13 protein-coding genes, 1 tRNA gene and 1 pseudogene are annotated in these 17,500 nt (G+C 70.5%); 7 read left to right on the forward strand and 8 right to left on the reverse strand.

The features are described from left to right. Positions 1-141: 141 nt before the first annotated feature. Both ACFV9W_RS26825 and ACFV9W_RS26830 read right to left on the reverse strand, forming a co-directional pair. Positions 142-2,691 (reverse strand): ABC transporter permease, encoded by a 2,550-nt coding sequence (locus ACFV9W_RS26825; RefSeq protein ID WP_385765311.1) that lies wholly within the window; start codon positions 2,689-2,691, stop codon positions 142-144. 49 nt (positions 2,692-2,740) lie between these two features. After that, complete coding sequence (locus tag ACFV9W_RS26830) at positions 2,741-3,514, reverse strand: ABC transporter ATP-binding protein (RefSeq protein ID WP_385765313.1); 774 nt, start codon at positions 3,512-3,514, stop codon at positions 2,741-2,743. Between the two features lie 384 nt (positions 3,515-3,898). On the opposite strand from ACFV9W_RS26830, the gene ACFV9W_RS26835 reads away from it, so the two are divergent. The 3 genes from ACFV9W_RS26835 to ACFV9W_RS26845 all read left to right on the forward strand — a co-directional run bounded on the left by ACFV9W_RS26835 (position 3,899) and on the right by ACFV9W_RS26845 (position 6,459). Further along, positions 3,899-3,981, forward strand: a tRNA-Leu gene (locus ACFV9W_RS26835). Positions 3,982-4,238: 257 nt separating this feature from the next. Continuing rightward, a complete protein-coding gene (locus ACFV9W_RS26840) occupies positions 4,239-5,414 on the forward strand; it encodes a 4-hydroxybenzoate 3-monooxygenase (RefSeq protein WP_385765315.1) in 1,176 nt (391 codons plus the stop codon). A 145-nt stretch (positions 5,415-5,559) separates the two neighbouring features. Continuing rightward, the gene (locus ACFV9W_RS26845) at positions 5,560-6,459 is read left to right on the forward strand and encodes a Bax inhibitor-1/YccA family protein (RefSeq protein WP_385765317.1); all 900 of its coding nucleotides are present in this window, start codon (positions 5,560-5,562) and stop codon (positions 6,457-6,459) included. A gap of 97 nt (positions 6,460-6,556) precedes the next feature. Here ACFV9W_RS26845 and ACFV9W_RS26850 read toward each other — a convergent pair whose 3' ends face one another. Beyond that, complete coding sequence (locus ACFV9W_RS26850) at positions 6,557-6,787, reverse strand: DUF4287 domain-containing protein (RefSeq protein ID WP_385765319.1); 231 nt, start codon at positions 6,785-6,787, stop codon at positions 6,557-6,559. An 87-nt stretch (positions 6,788-6,874) separates the two neighbouring features. Between ACFV9W_RS26850 and ACFV9W_RS26855 the strand changes: the two genes are divergently transcribed. Continuing rightward, positions 6,875-7,186, forward strand: a complete 312-nt coding sequence (locus ACFV9W_RS26855; RefSeq protein ID WP_385765321.1) for a hypothetical protein — start codon at positions 6,875-6,877, stop codon at positions 7,184-7,186. 62 nt (positions 7,187-7,248) lie between these two features. On the opposite strand, the gene ACFV9W_RS26860 is transcribed toward ACFV9W_RS26855, so the two are convergent. From ACFV9W_RS26860 to ACFV9W_RS26870, 3 genes are all read right to left on the reverse strand, one after another. After that, positions 7,249-8,067, reverse strand: a complete 819-nt coding sequence (locus ACFV9W_RS26860; RefSeq protein WP_385765323.1) for a hypothetical protein — start codon at positions 8,065-8,067, stop codon at positions 7,249-7,251. Between the two features lie 243 nt (positions 8,068-8,310). Continuing rightward, positions 8,311-9,531: an acetyl-CoA C-acetyltransferase gene (locus ACFV9W_RS26865; RefSeq protein WP_385765325.1), complete on the reverse strand. Its 1,221-nt coding sequence runs from the start codon at positions 9,529-9,531 to the stop codon at positions 8,311-8,313. Between the two features lie 290 nt (positions 9,532-9,821). Next, entirely contained in the window at positions 9,822-10,844 is a 1,023-nt protein-coding gene (locus ACFV9W_RS26870; protein WP_385765327.1) for an SGNH/GDSL hydrolase family protein, read from the reverse strand. Positions 10,845-11,002: 158 nt separating this feature from the next. Here ACFV9W_RS26870 and ACFV9W_RS26875 point away from each other — a divergent pair, with 158 nt between their 5' ends. Then, a complete protein-coding gene (locus tag ACFV9W_RS26875; RefSeq protein ID WP_385765329.1) occupies positions 11,003-12,394 on the forward strand; it encodes a cystathionine beta-synthase in 1,392 nt (463 codons plus the stop codon). A gap of 268 nt (positions 12,395-12,662) precedes the next feature. On the opposite strand, the gene ACFV9W_RS26880 is transcribed toward ACFV9W_RS26875, so the two are convergent. Together ACFV9W_RS26880 and ACFV9W_RS26885 are read right to left on the reverse strand one after the other, a co-directional pair. Continuing rightward, positions 12,663-13,532: a MurR/RpiR family transcriptional regulator gene (locus tag ACFV9W_RS26880; RefSeq protein WP_385765331.1), complete on the reverse strand. Its 870-nt coding sequence runs from the start codon at positions 13,530-13,532 to the stop codon at positions 12,663-12,665. A 117-nt stretch (positions 13,533-13,649) separates the two neighbouring features. Beyond that, the gene (locus ACFV9W_RS26885) at positions 13,650-15,119 is read right to left on the reverse strand and encodes an aromatic amino acid ammonia-lyase (RefSeq protein ID WP_385765333.1); all 1,470 of its coding nucleotides are present in this window, start codon (positions 15,117-15,119) and stop codon (positions 13,650-13,652) included. Between the two features lie 189 nt (positions 15,120-15,308). Between ACFV9W_RS26885 and ACFV9W_RS26890 the strand changes: the two are divergent. Together ACFV9W_RS26890 and ACFV9W_RS26895 are read left to right on the forward strand one after the other, a co-directional pair. Then, a pseudogene (locus ACFV9W_RS26890) lies at positions 15,309-16,337 on the forward strand (ABC transporter ATP-binding protein); the annotation flags it as partial. 506 nt (positions 16,338-16,843) lie between these two features. Then, the gene (locus ACFV9W_RS26895) at positions 16,844-17,494 is read left to right on the forward strand and encodes an ABC transporter permease (RefSeq protein ID WP_385765335.1); all 651 of its coding nucleotides are present in this window, start codon (positions 16,844-16,846) and stop codon (positions 17,492-17,494) included. Positions 17,495-17,500: the final 6 nt, after the last annotated feature.

Here is a 17,500-nt window from a genome sequence, read left to right on the forward strand (position 1 = left end):
GTACACGGGCGCGGGGGGGGGCGGGGGTCCGGGTGGGGGCGCCCACCTGTAACTTCGTCAGCTTGGGCGGTTCTTTCCCGTACGGGGGTGGGGGCGCATCCGCTACGGCGTAGCCGCCCCGATGTCGTAACTCCCGTACCGCTACTCGGCCTTGATCGCGTCGAGCATGTTCAGGCGGGCCGCGCGGCGGGCCGGCCACAGCGCCGCCAGGATGCCGACGACCGCGGCGAGCGCGAGGAAGATCCCCATCCGGCCCCAGGGCAGGATCAGCTCGTACGTCGACATGGAGTTGCCGATGAGCTGACCGGCCGCCCAGCCGAAGAACACGCCGAGGCCGATGCCGAGCACGCCGCCGAACAGCGAGATCACCAGGGACTCCAGGCGGACCATCCGCTTGATGCCCTTGCGGTCGATGCCGATCGCGCGGAGCATGCCGATCTCCTGCTGGCGCTCGAAGACCGACATCGCCAGGGTGTTGATGACGCCGAGCACGGCGACGATCACCGCCATGGCGAGCAGGCCGTAGAGCATGTTCAGCATCAGGGTGAAGACCTGTGCGACCTGGTTGGTGATGTCCTGCTTGTCCTGGACCTGGATCGCCGGGTTCTCGCCGAGCGCCTTCGTGAGCTTGTCCTTGGTGGCGTCGGACGGGCCGTCGGACGTCTTCAGCATGACCTGCATGTCACCGGAGCCGGCGCTGAGGTGCGGGGCGAGGGTCGGGCTGTCGATCATGATGCCGCGCATCATCTCGTTGGCCTCGTAGACGCCCGCGACGGTCAGCTTCTGCCGCTTGCCGTCCTCGTAGTGCGTGGTGAAGGTCGAGCCCGTGGTCCAGTCGTGCTCCTTCGCGGTCTTGTCGTCGACGACCACCTTGTCGCCGCCGACCGTGAACTTGCCGCTGTCCAGCGGCAGTTCGGCGAGCTGGTTGATGGTTTTGCCGTTGACGCCGGTCAGGAACTCGGTGCCGCCGTCGACGCGTGCCGGCGAGTTCGTCAGGCCGCTGACGGCCGTGACGCCGGGCGTCTTGTCCAGGGTCTTCACGACGTCGGGGGAGAGCTGGTTCCCGTTCGACATGGCGACGACGTAGTCCGCCTTGAGCGAGTCGGCCGCCATCTTGTTGATCGCGCCCTGCACGCTGCCCGCGATCACCGTGAGGCCGGTGATCAGGGTCAGGCCGATCATCAGCGCCGACGCGGTGGCGGCGGTGCGGCGCGGGTTGCGCACCGAGTTGAGGCGGGCCAGCTTCCCGGAGATGCCGAAGGCGCGAAGCACCGGGGCCGCGAGCGCGATCAGCGGGCGGGAGAGCAGCGGCGTGAGGATGAAGACGCCGATGACCAGGAGGGCCGCGCCGAGGCCCATCGGGGCCTGACCGCTGTCGCCGCTGAGGGTCGTTGCGTAGAGCACGGCGGCGACACCGGCGGCGGAGACCAGGGCACCGAGCGTGTTGCGCAGCACCAGGGACTTGGCGGTGGGCGCGGCGTGCACCGCGTTCATCGCGGCGACCGGCGGGATCTTCGCGGCGCGCCGGCCCGGGAGCCAGGCGGCCAGCATCGTGATGAGGACGCCGACGACGAGCGCGGCGACGACGGTGTCGGGGGAGACGACCAGCGGCCCGTCCGGGATGATCGCGCCCGTCGTGCCCATCAGCGCCCGCATGCCCGCGCCGATGCCGATGCCGACGGCGAGACCGGCCACGGCGGCGACCGCGCCGACGACGAAGGCCTCCAGGAGCACGGAACGGGTGACCTGACGCCGGGAGGCGCCGACGGCCCGCATCAGCGCGAGTTCCTTGGTGCGCTGGGCGACCAGCATCGTGAAGGTGTTGGCGATGATGAAGATGCCGACGAACAGCGCGATGCCCGCGAAGACCAGCAGCATCGTCTTCATGGAGCTCATCGACGACGAGATCTGCTCGGCCTGCTCGTCGGCGAGCTGCTGCGCGGTGGTGGTCTCGGTCTGGCCGGACGGGAGCGACTTGTCGAGCGCGGACTTCAGCTGGTCCTGGCTCGTCCCGGCCGCGGCCGTCACATCGATCTCGTCGTACGCGCCCGGCTTGTGGAAGAGCTGCTGCGCGGTCGGGGTGTCGAAGAGGGCGAGCGAGCCGCCCGCCGAGACGTTGCCGTCGTCGGTGGTGAAGATGCCGGTGAGGGTCGGGGTGAGGACGGGCCCGTCGACGGACATCCGCACCTGGTCGCCGACCTTGTAGCCGGCGCGCTCGGCGGTCTTCGCGTCGAGGACGACCTGGTTCGCGCCGTGCGGGGCGGTGCCCTTCTTCAGCGGGTACCGGGAGTCGGGCTTGTCCGCCTTGTCTGCGGATCCCCAGTAGTTGCCGCCCTTGGTGGAGAAGCCGTTGCCGACGAGCTTGCCGTCCTGGTCGGCGACGGCGGCGTAACCGCTGACGACGCCGTACGCGGAGCCGGCGCCCTGGGTGTCCCGGGCCGCCTTGATGGTGGCGTCGGTGAGCCGGGCCTCCTTGCCGACGGTGTTGCCCTTGTCGGCGGAGCGCTCGGCGGTGACGGCGACGTCGACGTGGCTGTAGCCCTTGGCGGAGGACTTCTCCATGGCGCCGGAGATGGTGTTGGTGAAGACGAGGGTGCCGCTGACGAAGGCGACGCCGAGCATGACGGCGAGCACGGTCATCAGCAGGCGTGCCTTGTGCGCGAGCACGTTGCGCAGAGCTGTTCGGAACATGGGTCTACTCAGTCCTGGGTGGGTGGGGCCGATACGTGGACGCGGACGCTCAGGTCGTCCGCCCCTTCGCGTCGAACCGCTTCATCCGGTCCAGGACCGAGTCCGCCGAGGGATCCCGCATGTCGTCCACGATCCGCCCGTCCGCCAGGAAGATCACCCGGTCCGCGTAGGCCGCCGCGACGGGGTCGTGCGTGACCATGACCACGGTCTGGCCCAGCTCCCGCACGGAGTTGCGCAGGAAGCCGAGGACCTCCGCGCCGGACCGGGAGTCCAGGTTTCCGGTGGGCTCGTCACCGAAGATGATCTCGGGCTGGGAGGCGAGCGCGCGGGCCACCGCCACGCGCTGCTGCTGCCCGCCGGAGAGCTGCGAGGGCCGGTGCCCGAGGCGCCCGGACAGGCCCACCATCTGGATCACGTTCTCCATCCACTGCTTGTCGCCCTTGCGGCCCGCGATGTCCATGGGGAGCGTGATGTTCTCCAGGGCCGTCAGCGTCGGCAGCAGGTTGAACGCCTGGAAGATGAAGCCGATCTTGTCCCGGCGGAGCTTGGTGAGCTGCTTGTCCTTCAGGGAGCCCAGCTCGGTGTCGCCGATCCGGACGGACCCGGAGGAGAACGTGTCGAGGCCCGCGACGCAGTGCATCAGCGTCGACTTTCCGGAACCGGACGGGCCCATGATCGCGGTGAACTCGGCCTGCCGGAACTCGACGGAGACCTGGTCGAGCGCGACCACCTTGGTCTCGCCCTGTCCGTAGATCTTGGACAGATCCGTGGCGCGGGCGGCGGCCGTCGTGGTGGGGCGGCCCGCGAGCGGGGTGGTGGTCACGGGAGGGTGCTCCTGTCGGTCTGTGTGCTGCTTTCGGGGACGCTTCCATCGTCGCGGCGGATCGGGCCGGGAAGGTCAGTCGCAGCTCTCGTTCCGATGGGCGACTTCGGAGGGACCAGGGGAGCCGGAGTCATACCTGGGGATGACCCCGGCCCCTGAGAGACGCCGGACCCGGGGGTGCGCGGACCGGGGCGGTGAAATTCCGTCATTCCGCTGGACGCCGTCTCCGGCGGCGGCAGCGCTCCCGGCAGGTGCTGATGGGCCCCCGCGTGTGCTGATGCACCCTCAGACGTCAATAAAATAAGACAACGTGGGGATGTGCTTCCGCTGATCGGGGGACGCCGCCGGATAGGCTCGGAACGTCGACGCGGAGCCCCACAGCCTGCCCGGATGGTGGAATGCAGACACGGCGAGCTTAAACCTCGCTGCCCTTAACGGGCGTACCGGTTCAAGTCCGGTTCCGGGCACCTCAGAACCTTCCCCTCCGCTTCGCGTCGCGGACCCCAACCTCCCTCGTTCCAGGGAGCGTTGGCGCGCGTTCATCCCTCTCCCGTGCGGCCCTGTGGGCCCGGGCATCCTCGAAACCATTGACACCCGCCCCGTGCGGGGCGAGGATCCGCACAGAACTTGATGAACGAAAGTTCACCAGGCGAACACGCGGAACATGTACCGCGTGGCACGGCACCACAGGCGAACGAACGCAAAGACGCGAGAGGGATCCCGTATGCGCACCACCGTCGGCATCATCGGAGCGGGCCCGGCCGGGCTGCTCCTGGCCAGGCTCCTGCACAACGCCGGCATCGGATCGGTGGTCCTGGAGGGCCGCGATCGCGCCTACGTGGAGCAGCGCCAGCGCGCCGGAATCCTGGAGCAGGGCACCGTGGACGTGCTGCGCGAGGCCGGTGTCGGCGCGCGCATGGACCGCGAGGGCCTGCCGCACGACGGCATCGAGCTGCGCTTCGACCGGCGCCGCCACCGCGTCGACTTCCCCGCCCTGACCGGCGGCAAGCAGGTCATGGTGTACGCGCAGACCGAGGTCTGCAAGGACCTCATCGCGGCCCAACTGGCCGACGGCGGGCCCCTGTTGTTCGAGGCGGAGGCGCTGGCGGTGGAGGGCGCCGACACGGACAGCCCCCGCGTCCGCTTCCGGCACGAGGGCCGCGAGCAGACCCTGGAGTGCGACTACGTGGTCGGCTGCGACGGCTTCTGGGGCGTGGCCCGCAAGGCGGTCCCCGAGGAGCTCGTGCGGACGTACGAGCGCACCTACCCGTACGCCTGGCTCGGCATCCTCGCCGACGTGGCGCCCTCCCACGACGAGCTGATCTACAACCGCTCCGACCGCGGCTTCGCCCTCATGTCCATGCGCTCACCGCACGTCACGCGCGCATACCTCCAAGTTCCGGCCGGCACCGACGCCGAGTCCTGGTCCGATGACGAGATCTGGGCCGAGCTGGACCGCCGCCTGGAGGTCGACGACCCGGCCTGGCGCCTGGAGCGCGGCCCGATCACGTCGAAGTCCGTCACTCCGATGCGGTCCTACGTCCACGAGCCGATGCGGCACGGCCGCCTCTTCCTCGCCGGGGACGCGGCGCACATCGTCCCGCCGACCGGCGCCAAGGGCCTCAACCTCGCCGTCGGCGACGTGGTGACCTTCGCGCGCGCCCTCGTCACGTACAAGGAGAAGGGCGACACGGAAGCACTCGACGCGTACTCCGAGACCTGCCTGCGCCGCGTCTGGCAGGCCGAGCGCTTCTCCTACGCGATGACCACCATGCTGCACCGCGCCCCCGACGCCACGCCCTTCGACGACAAGATCCAGCTGGCCCAGCTGGACCGGGTGACCACCTCGAGGGCGGCCGAGACGGATCTTGCGGAGGCGTACACCGGATTCCCCGTATAGAGGGCCGGAAGGCGGAACACAGAGGGTGCACGGGACGTTCCTCGTAACAGGATGGGAAAGATCCTCCCTGAGCACTAGGGTCGGATCTTTGCCAGACCATTACTCTTGATGGCAAGGCCATACACGGTGGCCATGGAGGAGTGAAATGAGGAGCAGCAACCCGGTCTTCTCGCGACGGGGGTTCAGCCGCGACAACGGCCACGCGCAGTTCAACGCGCAGGCGCCGCAGGCCGGGGGCCCCGCTGTCGGCACGGCGCAAGGCAATCCGTACGCCCAGGCCCCCGCCGGCAACCCGTACGCGCAGAACCCCTACGCGCAGCAGGACGTCCAGTACGGGGCTCCGCAGGCGCCCACCACCACCGGCCGCATGACGATCGACGACGTCATCACGCGGACGGGCATGACGCTCGGCCTGCTGATCGTCACGGCGGCGCTCTCCTGGGCGCTGCTGCCCGTCGACGAGGCCAACATCGGCAAGTCGTACGGCATCGCGATCGGTGCCGGCCTCGTCGCGATGATCCTGGGCTTCGTCCAGGCCTTCAAGCGCAAGGCGTCGCCGGCGATCATCCTGACGTACGCCGCCCTGGAAGGCGTCTTCCTCGGCGTGCTCTCCAGCATCGTCGACAACTGGATCGCCAGCGGTGCGGCCATGCAGGCCGTGCTCGGCACGATGGCCGTGTTCACCGCGGTCCTCGTCGCGTACAAGGCGGGCTGGATCCGCGTCAACCGTCGCTTCTACGGCTTCGTGATGGCCGCGGCGATGGCCTTCGTCCTGCTGATGGCCGTCAACCTGCTGTTCGCCGTCTTCGGCGGCGGTGACGGTCTGGGCTTCCGCAGCGGTGGCCTCGGCATCCTGTTCGGCGTCATCGGCATCCTGCTCGGTGCCTGCTTCCTCGCCCTGGACTTCAAGCAGGTCGAGGACGGCATCGCGTACGGCGCCCCGAAGGAAGAGGCGTGGCTCGCCGCGTTCGGTCTCACCATGACGCTGGTGTGGATCTACATGGAGTTCCTGCGGCTCATCGCGATCCTGCAGGGCAACGACTAGGCGTAACAGCCGCCCGACGGTAGGGGGCCCGCGCACCGGAAGGTGCGCGGGCCCTTTCCGTTTCCTGGAGGTGAGTGTTGTGAAGGGGAGCGGCGCGCTAACGGAATCGCCGTGCGGCGCGCCTCAGGTCGTACTCGTGGATGATCGCCTTCGCGTGGCCGTACGCGAGATCGTGCTCGCCACGCAGCCAACTGACCTTCTCTTCGAAGCGAAGGAAGCAGGGGCCTTCTTCGACGGTGCGCATCCAGTCGGCAAGTTCACGACCGGTGCAGTGGGGGATACGAGCCAGCAGATTGCGGTGGGTCTCCTCGGAGAAGACTTGGGACATCGGCGCCTCCGGAACGCTTCGATGTGGCCGGGTCTTCACCTCACCGTGCCTGAGCACTCGGGCCTTGTAAACAGCTACAGTCGGCGCGTGCTTGATACGACGCCTTTGACCGCAGCAGTGGATCAGTTCGCCGACCGGCTCCGGGCCGCGCCGCAGAGCAGATTGCAGCGGAGTGCGGCGGCGGAGGCGCTGGCGCTGGCCAGGGAGCTTTCGGCGCGGGCGCAGAAGCTGGATGCGCCAGGCGAGCCCGTGCGGGAGATGCCCGATGCGGGGATGTTCGCCGCGGCCGACCAAGTGACGGTCGCGGGGCGGGACTTGGCGGTCTCCCTCCGGGATGCGGGGGAGTTGGCGGAGGCCGTGGAACTGGTCGAGCTGTCGATGAAGCGGGCCGGGGTCTAGGGCCCTTCTGACGGATCAGGCTGGATGCGGGAGGCCGCTTCATTCGGCTCCGGGGGATTGGTTCAGGCCGAGGCTATGACCCGGTCGGCCAGTATGTAGACGTTGTCCTTGGCGCACTCGAAGGTCAGGGCGTACGCGCCGGAGACGCCCGAGCCGCCGAGCAGCACCGGGGTCTCACCGTCGCGCAGGGCGGACGCCAGCTGCTCCGCCGTCTCCCGGTGGCCGGGGGTCATGCAGAGCGTCGTGCCGTCGGCGAACACGTACACGTCGAGCGTGCCGAGCGGGCCAGGGCGGACGTCCGCGAGGGCGGTGCGGGTCTGCGCCAGCTCCTCCAGGCACTGCACCGTGCGCTCGTGGTCGCCCACGACGGGCGACTGCACCGGGACGAAGTCGGGGTGCGAAGGGTGCCTGCGGCGGGCGGCGGCCAGCTCGGGCGAGTCCTCGACGATCTCGTCGAGCGCGGCCGTGCCGGCGAACTCGTCCTCCGGCTCCAGCGAGGGCTCCCCGAAGGGCTCCAGGCCCGCGAGGTCCGCCTGCCGCGGCAGGAACATGTCGTCGCCCAGCGCTCCGCCGGCCAGGAACGGCGGCAGCTCCGAGCTGTCCCGCGCCTCCTGGGCGGCCCAGAACGCCCGGGCCTCCGCCAGCTCGCGCTCCCGCTCCTCGGCGAGGGCGTCCGCGACGGCGTTGCGTATCGCCTCGGCGTCCGGCGTGGCGCGCGCGGCGGGCACGGCGGGCAGCGCCTGGTCGGCGCGGTCCCTGCTCAGCTCGTCGCGCAGCTCCGAGACCTGTCGACGCAGTCCCCTGACGTGCTGCAGGGTGACGGCTCCGACGGCCGTGGCAGCGGCCGTGGCGAGCACAAGAACACTGATGGCTGCGGGCATGGCGCTCACTGACGTACTCCCGGTTTCAAGTCGACCCCCGACTTCCTACATCAGCTTGAAGCCTGGACGAACCAGCTGTCAGTGCATTACGTCACGAAACGGACAGGTCTTTTGGCGGGTGTTTAGCACCGGTATGGGGTGGGAACGGGGTTGACCTGCGAAAATGAATCTCCCCCGAGATGCACGTCACATCCTGGGGGAGATTGGATCACGAACGGATAGACCGCGGGGGTCCGGCGGGGGTCAGCTCAGGCGCTCGATGACCATCGCCATGCCCTGTCCACCGCCCACACACATGGTCTCCAGACCGAACTGCTTGTCGTGGAACTGGAGCGAGTTGATCAGCGTGCCGGTGATCCGGGCGCCGGTCATGCCGAAGGGGTGGCCGACGGCGATGGCGCCACCGTTCACGTTCAGCTTGTCCTCGTCGATGCCCAGCTCGCGGGCGGACGGGATGACCTGCGCGGCGAAGGCCTCGTTGATCTCGAACAGGTCGATGTCGTCGACGCCGAGCCCGGCGCGCTTCAGGGCCTGCTTGCTGGCCTCGACCGGGCCGAGGCCCATGATCTCGGGGGACAGGCCCGAGACGCCGGTGGAGACGACGCGGGCGAGCGGGGTCAGGCCCAGCTCGCGCGCCTTGGTGTCCGACATGACCACGAGGGCGGCGGCGCCGTCGTTCAGCGGGCAGCAGTTGGCGGCCGTGACGAGGCCGTCGGGGCGGAAGACGGGCTTGAGGCCCGAGACGCCGTCCAGGGTGACGCCGGCGCGCGGGCCGTCGTCCTTGCTCACGACGGTCCCGTCGGGGGTCGTGACGGGGGTGATCTCGCGCTCCCAGAAGCCGTTCTTGATGGCTTCCTCGGCGCGGTTCTGCGAGCGCACGCCGAAGACGTCCATGTCCTCGCGGGTGATGCCCTTCAGGCGGGCCAGGTTCTCGGCGGTCTGGCCCATCGCGATGTACGCGTCCGGGACCAGGCCGTCCTCGCGCGGGTCGTGCCACGTGGTGTTCTCCTGCGTCGCGACCTCGGCGGTGCGGGCCTCGGCCTCGGCGAAGAACGGGTTGTGGGTGTCGGGGAGCGAGTCCGAGTTCCCCTTCGCGAAGCGGGACACCATCTCGACGCCGGCCGAGATGAACACGTCGCCCTCGCCGGCCTTGATGGCGTGCAGCGCCATGCGGGTCGTCTGGAGCGAGCTGGAGCAGTACCGGGTGACGGTGCAGCCCGGGAGGTGGTCCATGCCCATCTGCACGGACACGATGCGGCCCAGGTTGTTGCCCTGCTCGCCGCCGGGGAGGCCGCAGCCGAGCATCAGGTCGTCGATCTCGCGCGGGTCGAGCTCGGGGACCTTGGCGAGGGCGGCCTGGATGATCGTGGCGGTCAGGTCGTCGGGGCGGAGGTCCTTGAGCGACCCCTTGAAGGCGCGGCCGATGGGGGAACGGGCGGCTGAGACGATCACTGCTTCGGGCATCACGCGGCTCCAGATCTTCGATACGGCTGACCGTGAGGGAAGTTACCCGTACGTACGGCTCGGGTCACCGGTACGGGGGTGTGACCCCTGCCGCACTTTACTAAGCGCTTGCTCAGTGTTCCACGGGTTGACCGGATATTTGTGCGCGCCCACCCGGCGCACGCTCACGGGGCTCCGCCCCGGACCCCGCGCCTCAATCGCCGGCGGGGCTTGAATGGCCCACCCAAATCAAGCCCCTGCGGCGATTGGGCAGCGGGGTCCGGGGCAGAGCCCCGGGAGCGGAGGGACGGTCAGGCGCTGGATTGCGGTACCGGTTCCTCCGTCGTGACCCGCCGGCGCCGGCGCCGCTTGAGCAAGGCCCACGGACCCCGGGGACCGGTCGGCATAGCGGCAGCGACCTCCGTGCCGCCCTCCTGGGCCGCCCGCGCCGCCGCACGGGCCACCGGCAGGAAGCCCTCGGAACGGGAGACGTCCGGGCGCTCCTCCTCCGGCCACAGGCCCAGCGCGGCGCACAGCGTGGGCAGCACCGCCATCGCCGCGGTCGCGTACCCCTCCATGGACGGGTGGTAGTTGTCCGGGCCGAACATCTCCCGGGGGTTCGCCGAGAACTCGGGGCCCAGCAGGTCGCCCAGCGACACCGTGCGCCCGCCCTGCTCGACCGTCCCGATGGTCTGCGCCGCCGCGAGCTGCCGCGAGGCGCGCCGGGCCAGCCAGCGCAGCGGCTGCTGGACCGGCTCCACCGAGCCCAGGTCGGGGCAGGTGCCGACGACCACCTCCGCACCGGCCGTGCGCAGCCGCCGGACGGCCGCGGACAGGTGGCGTACGGACTTCGTCGCCGGGATGCGGTGCGTGACGTCGTTCGCGCCGATCATGATCACGCAGACGTCCGGCTGCCAGTCGGGGTCGGCGAGGCCGAGCGGCACCTGCCGGTCCAGGTCGTCGGAGCGCGCGCCCGGCAGCGCCACATTGCGCAGCTCCACGGTCCGCTCCGCCACCGCCGCGAGCCCGGACGCGAGCAGCGCGCCCGGCGTCTGCCCCGCCCGGTGCACGCCCTGCCCCGCGGCCGTCGAATCGCCCAGCATCAGGAAGCGCAACGGTTCGCCGTCATGAGGGCCGTACATCCGCCGCCCGTACACCCCGTCCGCCGCCGGCACGTGCACCGGCTCCGAACCGTGGTTGCCGACCTGACGGCGCGCGATCTGTACCTCGGCGAGCACGACGCCGACCGTGGCCGCGCCCAGCAGCCCGATCCCGCCGCCGCCGTACGCCGCGCCCGCTGCGATCCGCCGTGCCACCCTCGCCCTGCTCGACATGTTCCGCGGCCACCTGCCTCTGCGACTCTTTTACGGCTACAAGGACTCCTTGCCCCGTTATCCCTGTCGGCCAATCGCAACGCCGGATGAAGCGACATGGTCCATGGTGTGCCGCTTACCCTGGCGACACCATTACGGAGGAGAACCCGGAGACCACGGTGCGCATCCACGAATCGATGATCGACCTCGTCGGCAACACCCCGCTGGTGAGGCTCAACAAGGTGACCGAAGGGCTGCGGGCGACCGTCCTGGCCAAGGTCGAGTACTTCAATCCCGGCGGCAGCGTGAAGGACCGCATCGCGCTGCGCATGATCGAGGCGGCGGAACAGAGCGGGCAGCTGAAGCCCGGTGGCACCATCGTCGAGCCGACCAGCGGAAACACCGGTGTCGGCCTCGCCATGGTGGCCCAGCAGAAGGGCTACAAGTGCATCTTCGTCTGCCCGGACAAGGTCTCCACGGACAAGATCAATGTGCTGCGGGCGTACGGCGCCGAGGTGGTGGTCTGCCCGACGGCGGTGGACCCCGAGCACCCGGACTCGTACTACAACGTCTCGGACCGCCTCGTCCGTGAGACGCCCGGCGCCTGGAAGCCGGACCAGTACAGCAACCCGAACAACCCGGAGTCGCACTACCACTCCACCGGGCCCGAGCTGTGGGAGCAGACGGACGGGCGGATCACCCACTTCGTCGCGGGTGTCGGCACCGGCGGCACCATTTCCGGGACCGGGCGCTATCTGAAGGACGCGAGCGACGGGCGGGTCCAGGTGGTCGGCGCCGACCCGGAGGGCTCGGTGTACTCCGGCGGGTCGGGGCGGCCGTACCTCGTCGAGGGCGTCGGCGAGGACTTCTGGCCGACCGCGTACGACCGGGAGGTCGCCGACGAGATCGTCGCGGTGTCCGACAAGGACTCGTTCCAGATGACGCGGCGGCTCGCGAAGGAGGAGGGGCTGCTCGTGGGCGGCTCCTGCGGGATGGCCGTCGTGGCGGCGCTGCGGGTCGCGGAGCGGCTCGGGCCCGACGACATCGTGGTCGTGCTGCTGCCGGACAGCGGGCGCGGTTATCTGTCGAAGATCTTCAACGACGACTGGATGGCGGACTACGGCTTCCTGGAGGACTCCGGTCCCAGCGCGCGCGTCGGCGACGTGCTGAAGGACAAGGAGGGCGGCGCGCTGCCCTCGCTGGTCCACATGCACCCGGAGGAGACGGTCGGCGAGGCCATCGACGTACTGCGCGAGTACGGGGTCTCGCAGATGCCGATCGTGAAGCCGGGGGCCGGGCACCCGGACGTGATGGCCGCCGAGGTCATCGGGTCCGTGGTGGAGCGGGAGCTGCTCGACGCCCTGTTCACCCAACGGGCGTCCCTGCACGACCCGTTGGAGAAGCACATGTCGGCGCCGCTGCCGCAGGTCGGATCCGGGGAGCCGGTGGCGGACCTGATGAGCGTGCTGGGTGCGGCCGACGCGGCGATCGTGCTGGTCGAGGGCAAACCGACGGGTGTGGTGAGCCGTCAGGACCTGCTGTCGTTCCTGGCGAGGACCGGCGCGAAGTAGCGGCACGGGGTACCGGAGCCGCTGGTTCGCGAAAACGGTACGAGCGCGACACGTGCGCGCAGCACCGGCTTAACACGGACCCGGCACATTGGTGTGTGGCGCCAGGAACTCCGGAGCGGCTCCCGGACCTCCACGGACGCCCTGGGTGTGCACACGGCCTGACCCGGTGCAACACCCTTCGCGGGGACCGCCGTCGTCCCGCCCCCCGTTCACGGGGGTGCGGCGGTCCCCGCGCAATTCACCTCTCCCGTACGGGAGTCACTCGGATTCACTCCATGAAGAGGCCGCGCTCCGCGGCCCGGACGTCGAACTCCTCGAGCCGCGCCTGTGCCTGCGGCAGTTCGTCGCACATCGCCTCCAAGAGCACCCGCCCCAGCAGCATCGGTGAGCACGCCGTGTCGAAGGCGAGGCCCGTGCCGACCGCCGCGGGCAGCAGTAGGTCCGAGTGCCGGGCGACGGGCGCGAAGGCGGAGTCGGCGACCGTGACGACGGTCAGGCCCGCCTCCTTCGCGTACGCGAGGGTGTCGACGACCTCCCGCGGGTGGCGGGGCAGCGCGAAGCAGAGCAGCGTCGTGGCGCCCGCGCGGACGGCCGCGTCGATGCGGTCGGCGAGCATGGTGCCGCCCTCGTCGAGGAGGCGTACGTCGGGGTGCACCTTCCCGGCGAAGTACGCGAAGCCGAACGCCTGGGACGCGGCCGCGCGCAGCCCGAGGACGAGCAGCGTCGGCGAGGCGGCGAGGAGCCGGCCCGCCCGCTCGACCGGCTCCGGGTCGGCGAGCAGTTCGGCGAGGTGCCGCAGGTTGGCGATCTCGGCTTCCACGGCCTGCTGGTACTCGTTGGCCTTGGTGGCGGAGGCCGGTTCGGCGGGGGCCGTCTCGCGCAGGTGCTTGCGCAGCGCCGGGTAGCCGTCGAAGCCGAGCGCCACCGCGAAGCGGGTGACGGAGGGCTGGCTGACGCCCGCGAGCTCGGCCAGCTCCACGGACGACAGGAACGGCACCTCGGCCGCGCGCCGCACCATGCAGTGCGCGATGCGCCGCTGGGTGGGGGTGAGGCGGTGCCCCTCGAAGAGGTTCTGGAGGCGGGCGGAGGGGCTGTGCGTCCCCGCGTCGCTCCCCGTGCTGTCCGTGCGCTCGCTCATGTCTCCCGCCGGTCCATTCAACGGCCGATTCGTGCATGATTCTATTCAGGGCCGGGGGCGGGGCGCCAGGCCTTCGGGCTGGCCGGGGCCCCTTCCGTCACTGCCCGGCGAATTCCGTCACTGCTCGGCGAACCGGCCGAGGAGGGCCGCCGCCCGCTCCACGTCCGCCGTCAGGGGCCGGTCCGCCACGTCGTCGGGAAGCTCCCGCGACGCCAGCTCGAAGGCCCGCCCCACGGGCAGCTCCGCGTCCGGGTGCAGGTCGCGGAGCCGCAGCGCCCGGACCGCCGCGACCAGTTCGCAGCCCACGACCTGGCGGAACGCCGCGCACGCGCGCAGGGTCTGACGGGCCGCCAGTGAGGCGAAGCTGGCCTGCTCCTCGACGCCGCGCGAGAGGACCGCGTGGCCGAGGGACGCGGGGGCGGAGAAGGCGCGCAGGTCGGCGAGGGCGCCACCGGCGGCGTACTCCAGGATCATCACGCCGGACGAGGCCGGTTCGCCGTCCGCGAGGAACGGGCGCAGGCGGGTGAAGTTCGGTTCGTTGAGCGTGGACAGGCGGGACGTGGAGAGGCGGGCCACCTGGCTGATCGCGAGCCGGAAGTGGTCGAGCGCGAGGGCCAGTTGGGCCATGTAGAAGCCGCCGTGGTGGTACGCGGCCATCTCCGTGTACGAGATCAGGGGGTTCTCCGCCGCGGCGTTGATCTCCACCGTGAGGACGTCCTCCAGGGCGTCCGCCGCGTCGAGTGCCGGGCCGTGGATCTGCGGCACGCAGCGGAAGCCGTACGGGTCCTGGATCCGGCCGAGCGGGGGCGTGGGGTGGTCGTCGGCGCCGAGGATCGCGCGCATCCTGGCCGCCACGTCGAAGCTGCCCTTGTGGCGGCGCGACTCGTGCACGGGCAGGGCGTACGCCTCGTAGGAGCCGTCGACCGCGAGCAGGCTCAGGGCCGCCACCAGGTCCGTCGCCGCCAGCAGGTCGCGCAGCTCGTGCAGGGCGAGGGCGGCCTGGCCGAGGGTGAGGGCGTTGGAGGAGATCAGGGCCAGGGCGTCGTTGTTGTCGAGGGGCTGCGGCTTGGGCGGGGTGCCCTTGCCGCGCCACGGGTGCTCGCCGGCCAGGGCCAGGCCCATCTGGGACAGCGGCGCGATGTCGCCGGTGCCGACCGAGCCGTGCTCGTTGACCGCCGGGTAGGCGCCCGCCTCCAGGGCCTCGCACAGGGCCGTGACGACCGTCGGGCGCAGGCCCGCGCCGCCGGCCAGGAGCTGGTTCGCGCGGACCGCGAGCATCGCCCGCACCTCGCGCTCGGGCAGCTCGTCGCCGATCGCGCCCGCGTGGCTGCGCAGCAGGCGCAGGCCGTGGTCGGCGGCGGCCTCGGTGGGCACGTCCTCGCTGCGGTTGGCGCCGACGCCGGTGGAGCGGCCGTAGACCCTGCCCCACGCGGCGATCTCCCGCGCCGCGTCCCAGGACCGCTCCACGCGCTTCATGGCGTCCGTGCCGGGGACCGGGCGGGCGCTCGCGTGGGCGAGGCGGACGACGTCGGCGACCGGGAGGCCGTGGCCGTCGAGCACGACGACCGGTTGCGCCGGGTGGGACATCACGGGCTTTTTCCTCCTCGAACGCTGACTAACGGTCGCCTGTGCCCAAAAGGGCTTCCGTGTCTCATAGTTCGGTCCCGACAAGGGGATTTACCGATGATTTACACGGAGGCATTGACAAATTATTCACGCACCGAGAACTCTGCATGACGATATGCAGGACGGGCAAGAGGACTCCAGAGGCGCTCCATGATCCAGTTCGAAGCGGTCCACAAGCGATTCCCGAACGGCACGACAGCGGTGCATGATCTCTCGCTCGACATGCCGGAAGGGGGCGTGACCGTCTTCGTCGGGTCGTCGGGCTGCGGCAAGACGACCAGCCTCCGGATGATCAATCGTATGGTCGAGCCCTCGTCGGGCACCATTCGGGTCGGCGGGCGCGATGTCCTGGAGCAGGACGCGGCTGAGCTGCGGCGTTCCATCGGGTACGTGATCCAGCAGGCGGGGCTCTTCCCGCACCGCACGGTGCTCGACAACGTCGCGACCGTGCCGCTGCTGCTCGGCTGGGGGCGGAAGAAGGCGCGGGCGGCTGCCGGTGAGCTCCTTGAGCGGGTCGGCCTCTCCGCCGAGATGGGCAAGCGGTACCCGCACCAGCTCTCCGGCGGTCAGCAGCAGCGGGTGGGGGTGGCGCGGGCGCTCGCCGCGGATCCGCCGGTGCTGCTGATGGACGAGCCGTTCGGGGCGGTCGACCCCGTCGTGCGCACCCAGCTCCAGGACGAACTGCTGCGCCTCCAGACCGAGTTGAGCAAGACGATCGTCTTCGTCACGCACGACATCGACGAGGCCGTGCGGCTCGGGGACCGGATCGCCGTGTTCCGGGAGGGCGGGCACCTCGTGCAGTGCGCTCCGCCGGAGGAGCTGCTCGCGCGGCCGGCCGACGAGTTCGTGGCGGACTTCCTCGGCGCCGAGCGCGGGCTCAAGCTGTTGTCGCTCTCGACGCTGGAGGATGTGGCGCAGGGCGCCGCGCCGGAGGGCGGTTCGTGGGAGCTGGTGCTCGACGAGGGCCGCAAGCCGGTCGCTTGGCGCGAGCGGGACGGCGGGGGCGAGACCCCCGTGCGGGCGCTCCGCGACGGTGACTCGCTGTTGTCGGCGTTGAACGAGTCGGTGGCGTCGCCCGTGGGGCTGGTCGTCCGGGTGGACGCGGACGGGGTGTTCACCGGTGTGTCGTCCCGGGACGACGTCCATGAGCGGTCGGGCCGGGCGCACCTTGACGCTCAGTCCGGGTCGACGCCTCGGGGCTCTGCCCCGGCCCCCGCGGGCTCTCGTCCCACTGCGGGGCTTAATTTTGCCGACCCGGCGCTCGACGACGCCCAACCGGCGTCCGGTGACGCCGGATCGAAGTCTGACGACGCTGTACCGGGGCTTGATGGTGCCGGATCGGAGCTTGATGGCGCCACGTCGGCGTCTGATGGCGCCGCATCGAACCCTGATGGTGGCGCGTCGGAGGCTGGTAGCGACGTGTCGAAGTCTGTTGGTGGTGCGTCGTCCTCTGGTGGCGACGTGTCGAACTCCGATGGCGCCACGTCGGCGTCTGATGGCGACGTGTCGAAGCCTGATGGCGGTGCGGCGGAGTCTGATGGCGCCGCATCGATCCCCGATGGTGGCGCGGCGCAGGCTGGTGGCGCCGCATCAAAGCCTGATGGCCACGCGGCAAAGCCTGATGGTGGTGCGTCGAAGGCGGATGGTGTCGGCGCGGGGAGCGGCGAGAAGGCCGGAGGCACCGCGTGACCATCGACTGGGAATGGATCGGGTCGCACCAGGCCGATCTCGCCACCCTCACCCTCTCCCACCTGCAAGCCGCGCTCAGCGCCGTCGTGTTCGGGCTGGTCATATCCCTGCCGCTCGCCGTCGTCGCGCATCGGGTGCGGGCCCTGCGCGGGTTTCTGCTCGGGATGTCGAACGTGCTGTTCACCATTCCGTCCATCGCGGTGTTCGTGCTGCTGCTGCCCGTCTCCGGGCTCACCCGCACCACCACCGTCATCGGGCTGACGATCTACACCCTCGTCGTCCTCCTGCGGAACACCGTCGAAGGCCTCGACTCCGTGCCCGCGAAGACGAAGGAGGCCGCGAAGGCGATGGGGACGCGGCCGATGCGGACGCTGCTCACCGTCGAGCTGCCGCTCGCGCTGCCCGTGATCATGGCGGGCGTGCGGATCGCCACCGTGATGGCCATCTCGCTCGTGTCCGTCGCGACGTACATCGGGGACGGAGGCCTCGGGCAGCTGTTCACCGACGGGTTCCAGCGGAACTTCCCCACCCCGGTGATCGTCGGCGTCGTGCTGACCCTGCTGCTCGCGCTCGTCGCGGACGCGCTGCTCGTCGGTGTCCAGCGGCTGCTCACCCCGTGGACCCGCACCCGGACCCGGAAGGCCTGAAGCCGT

The organism is Streptomyces sp. NPDC059897, assembly GCF_042730865.1.
Taxonomy (GTDB): Bacteria; Actinomycetota; Actinomycetes; order Streptomycetales; family Streptomycetaceae; genus Streptomyces.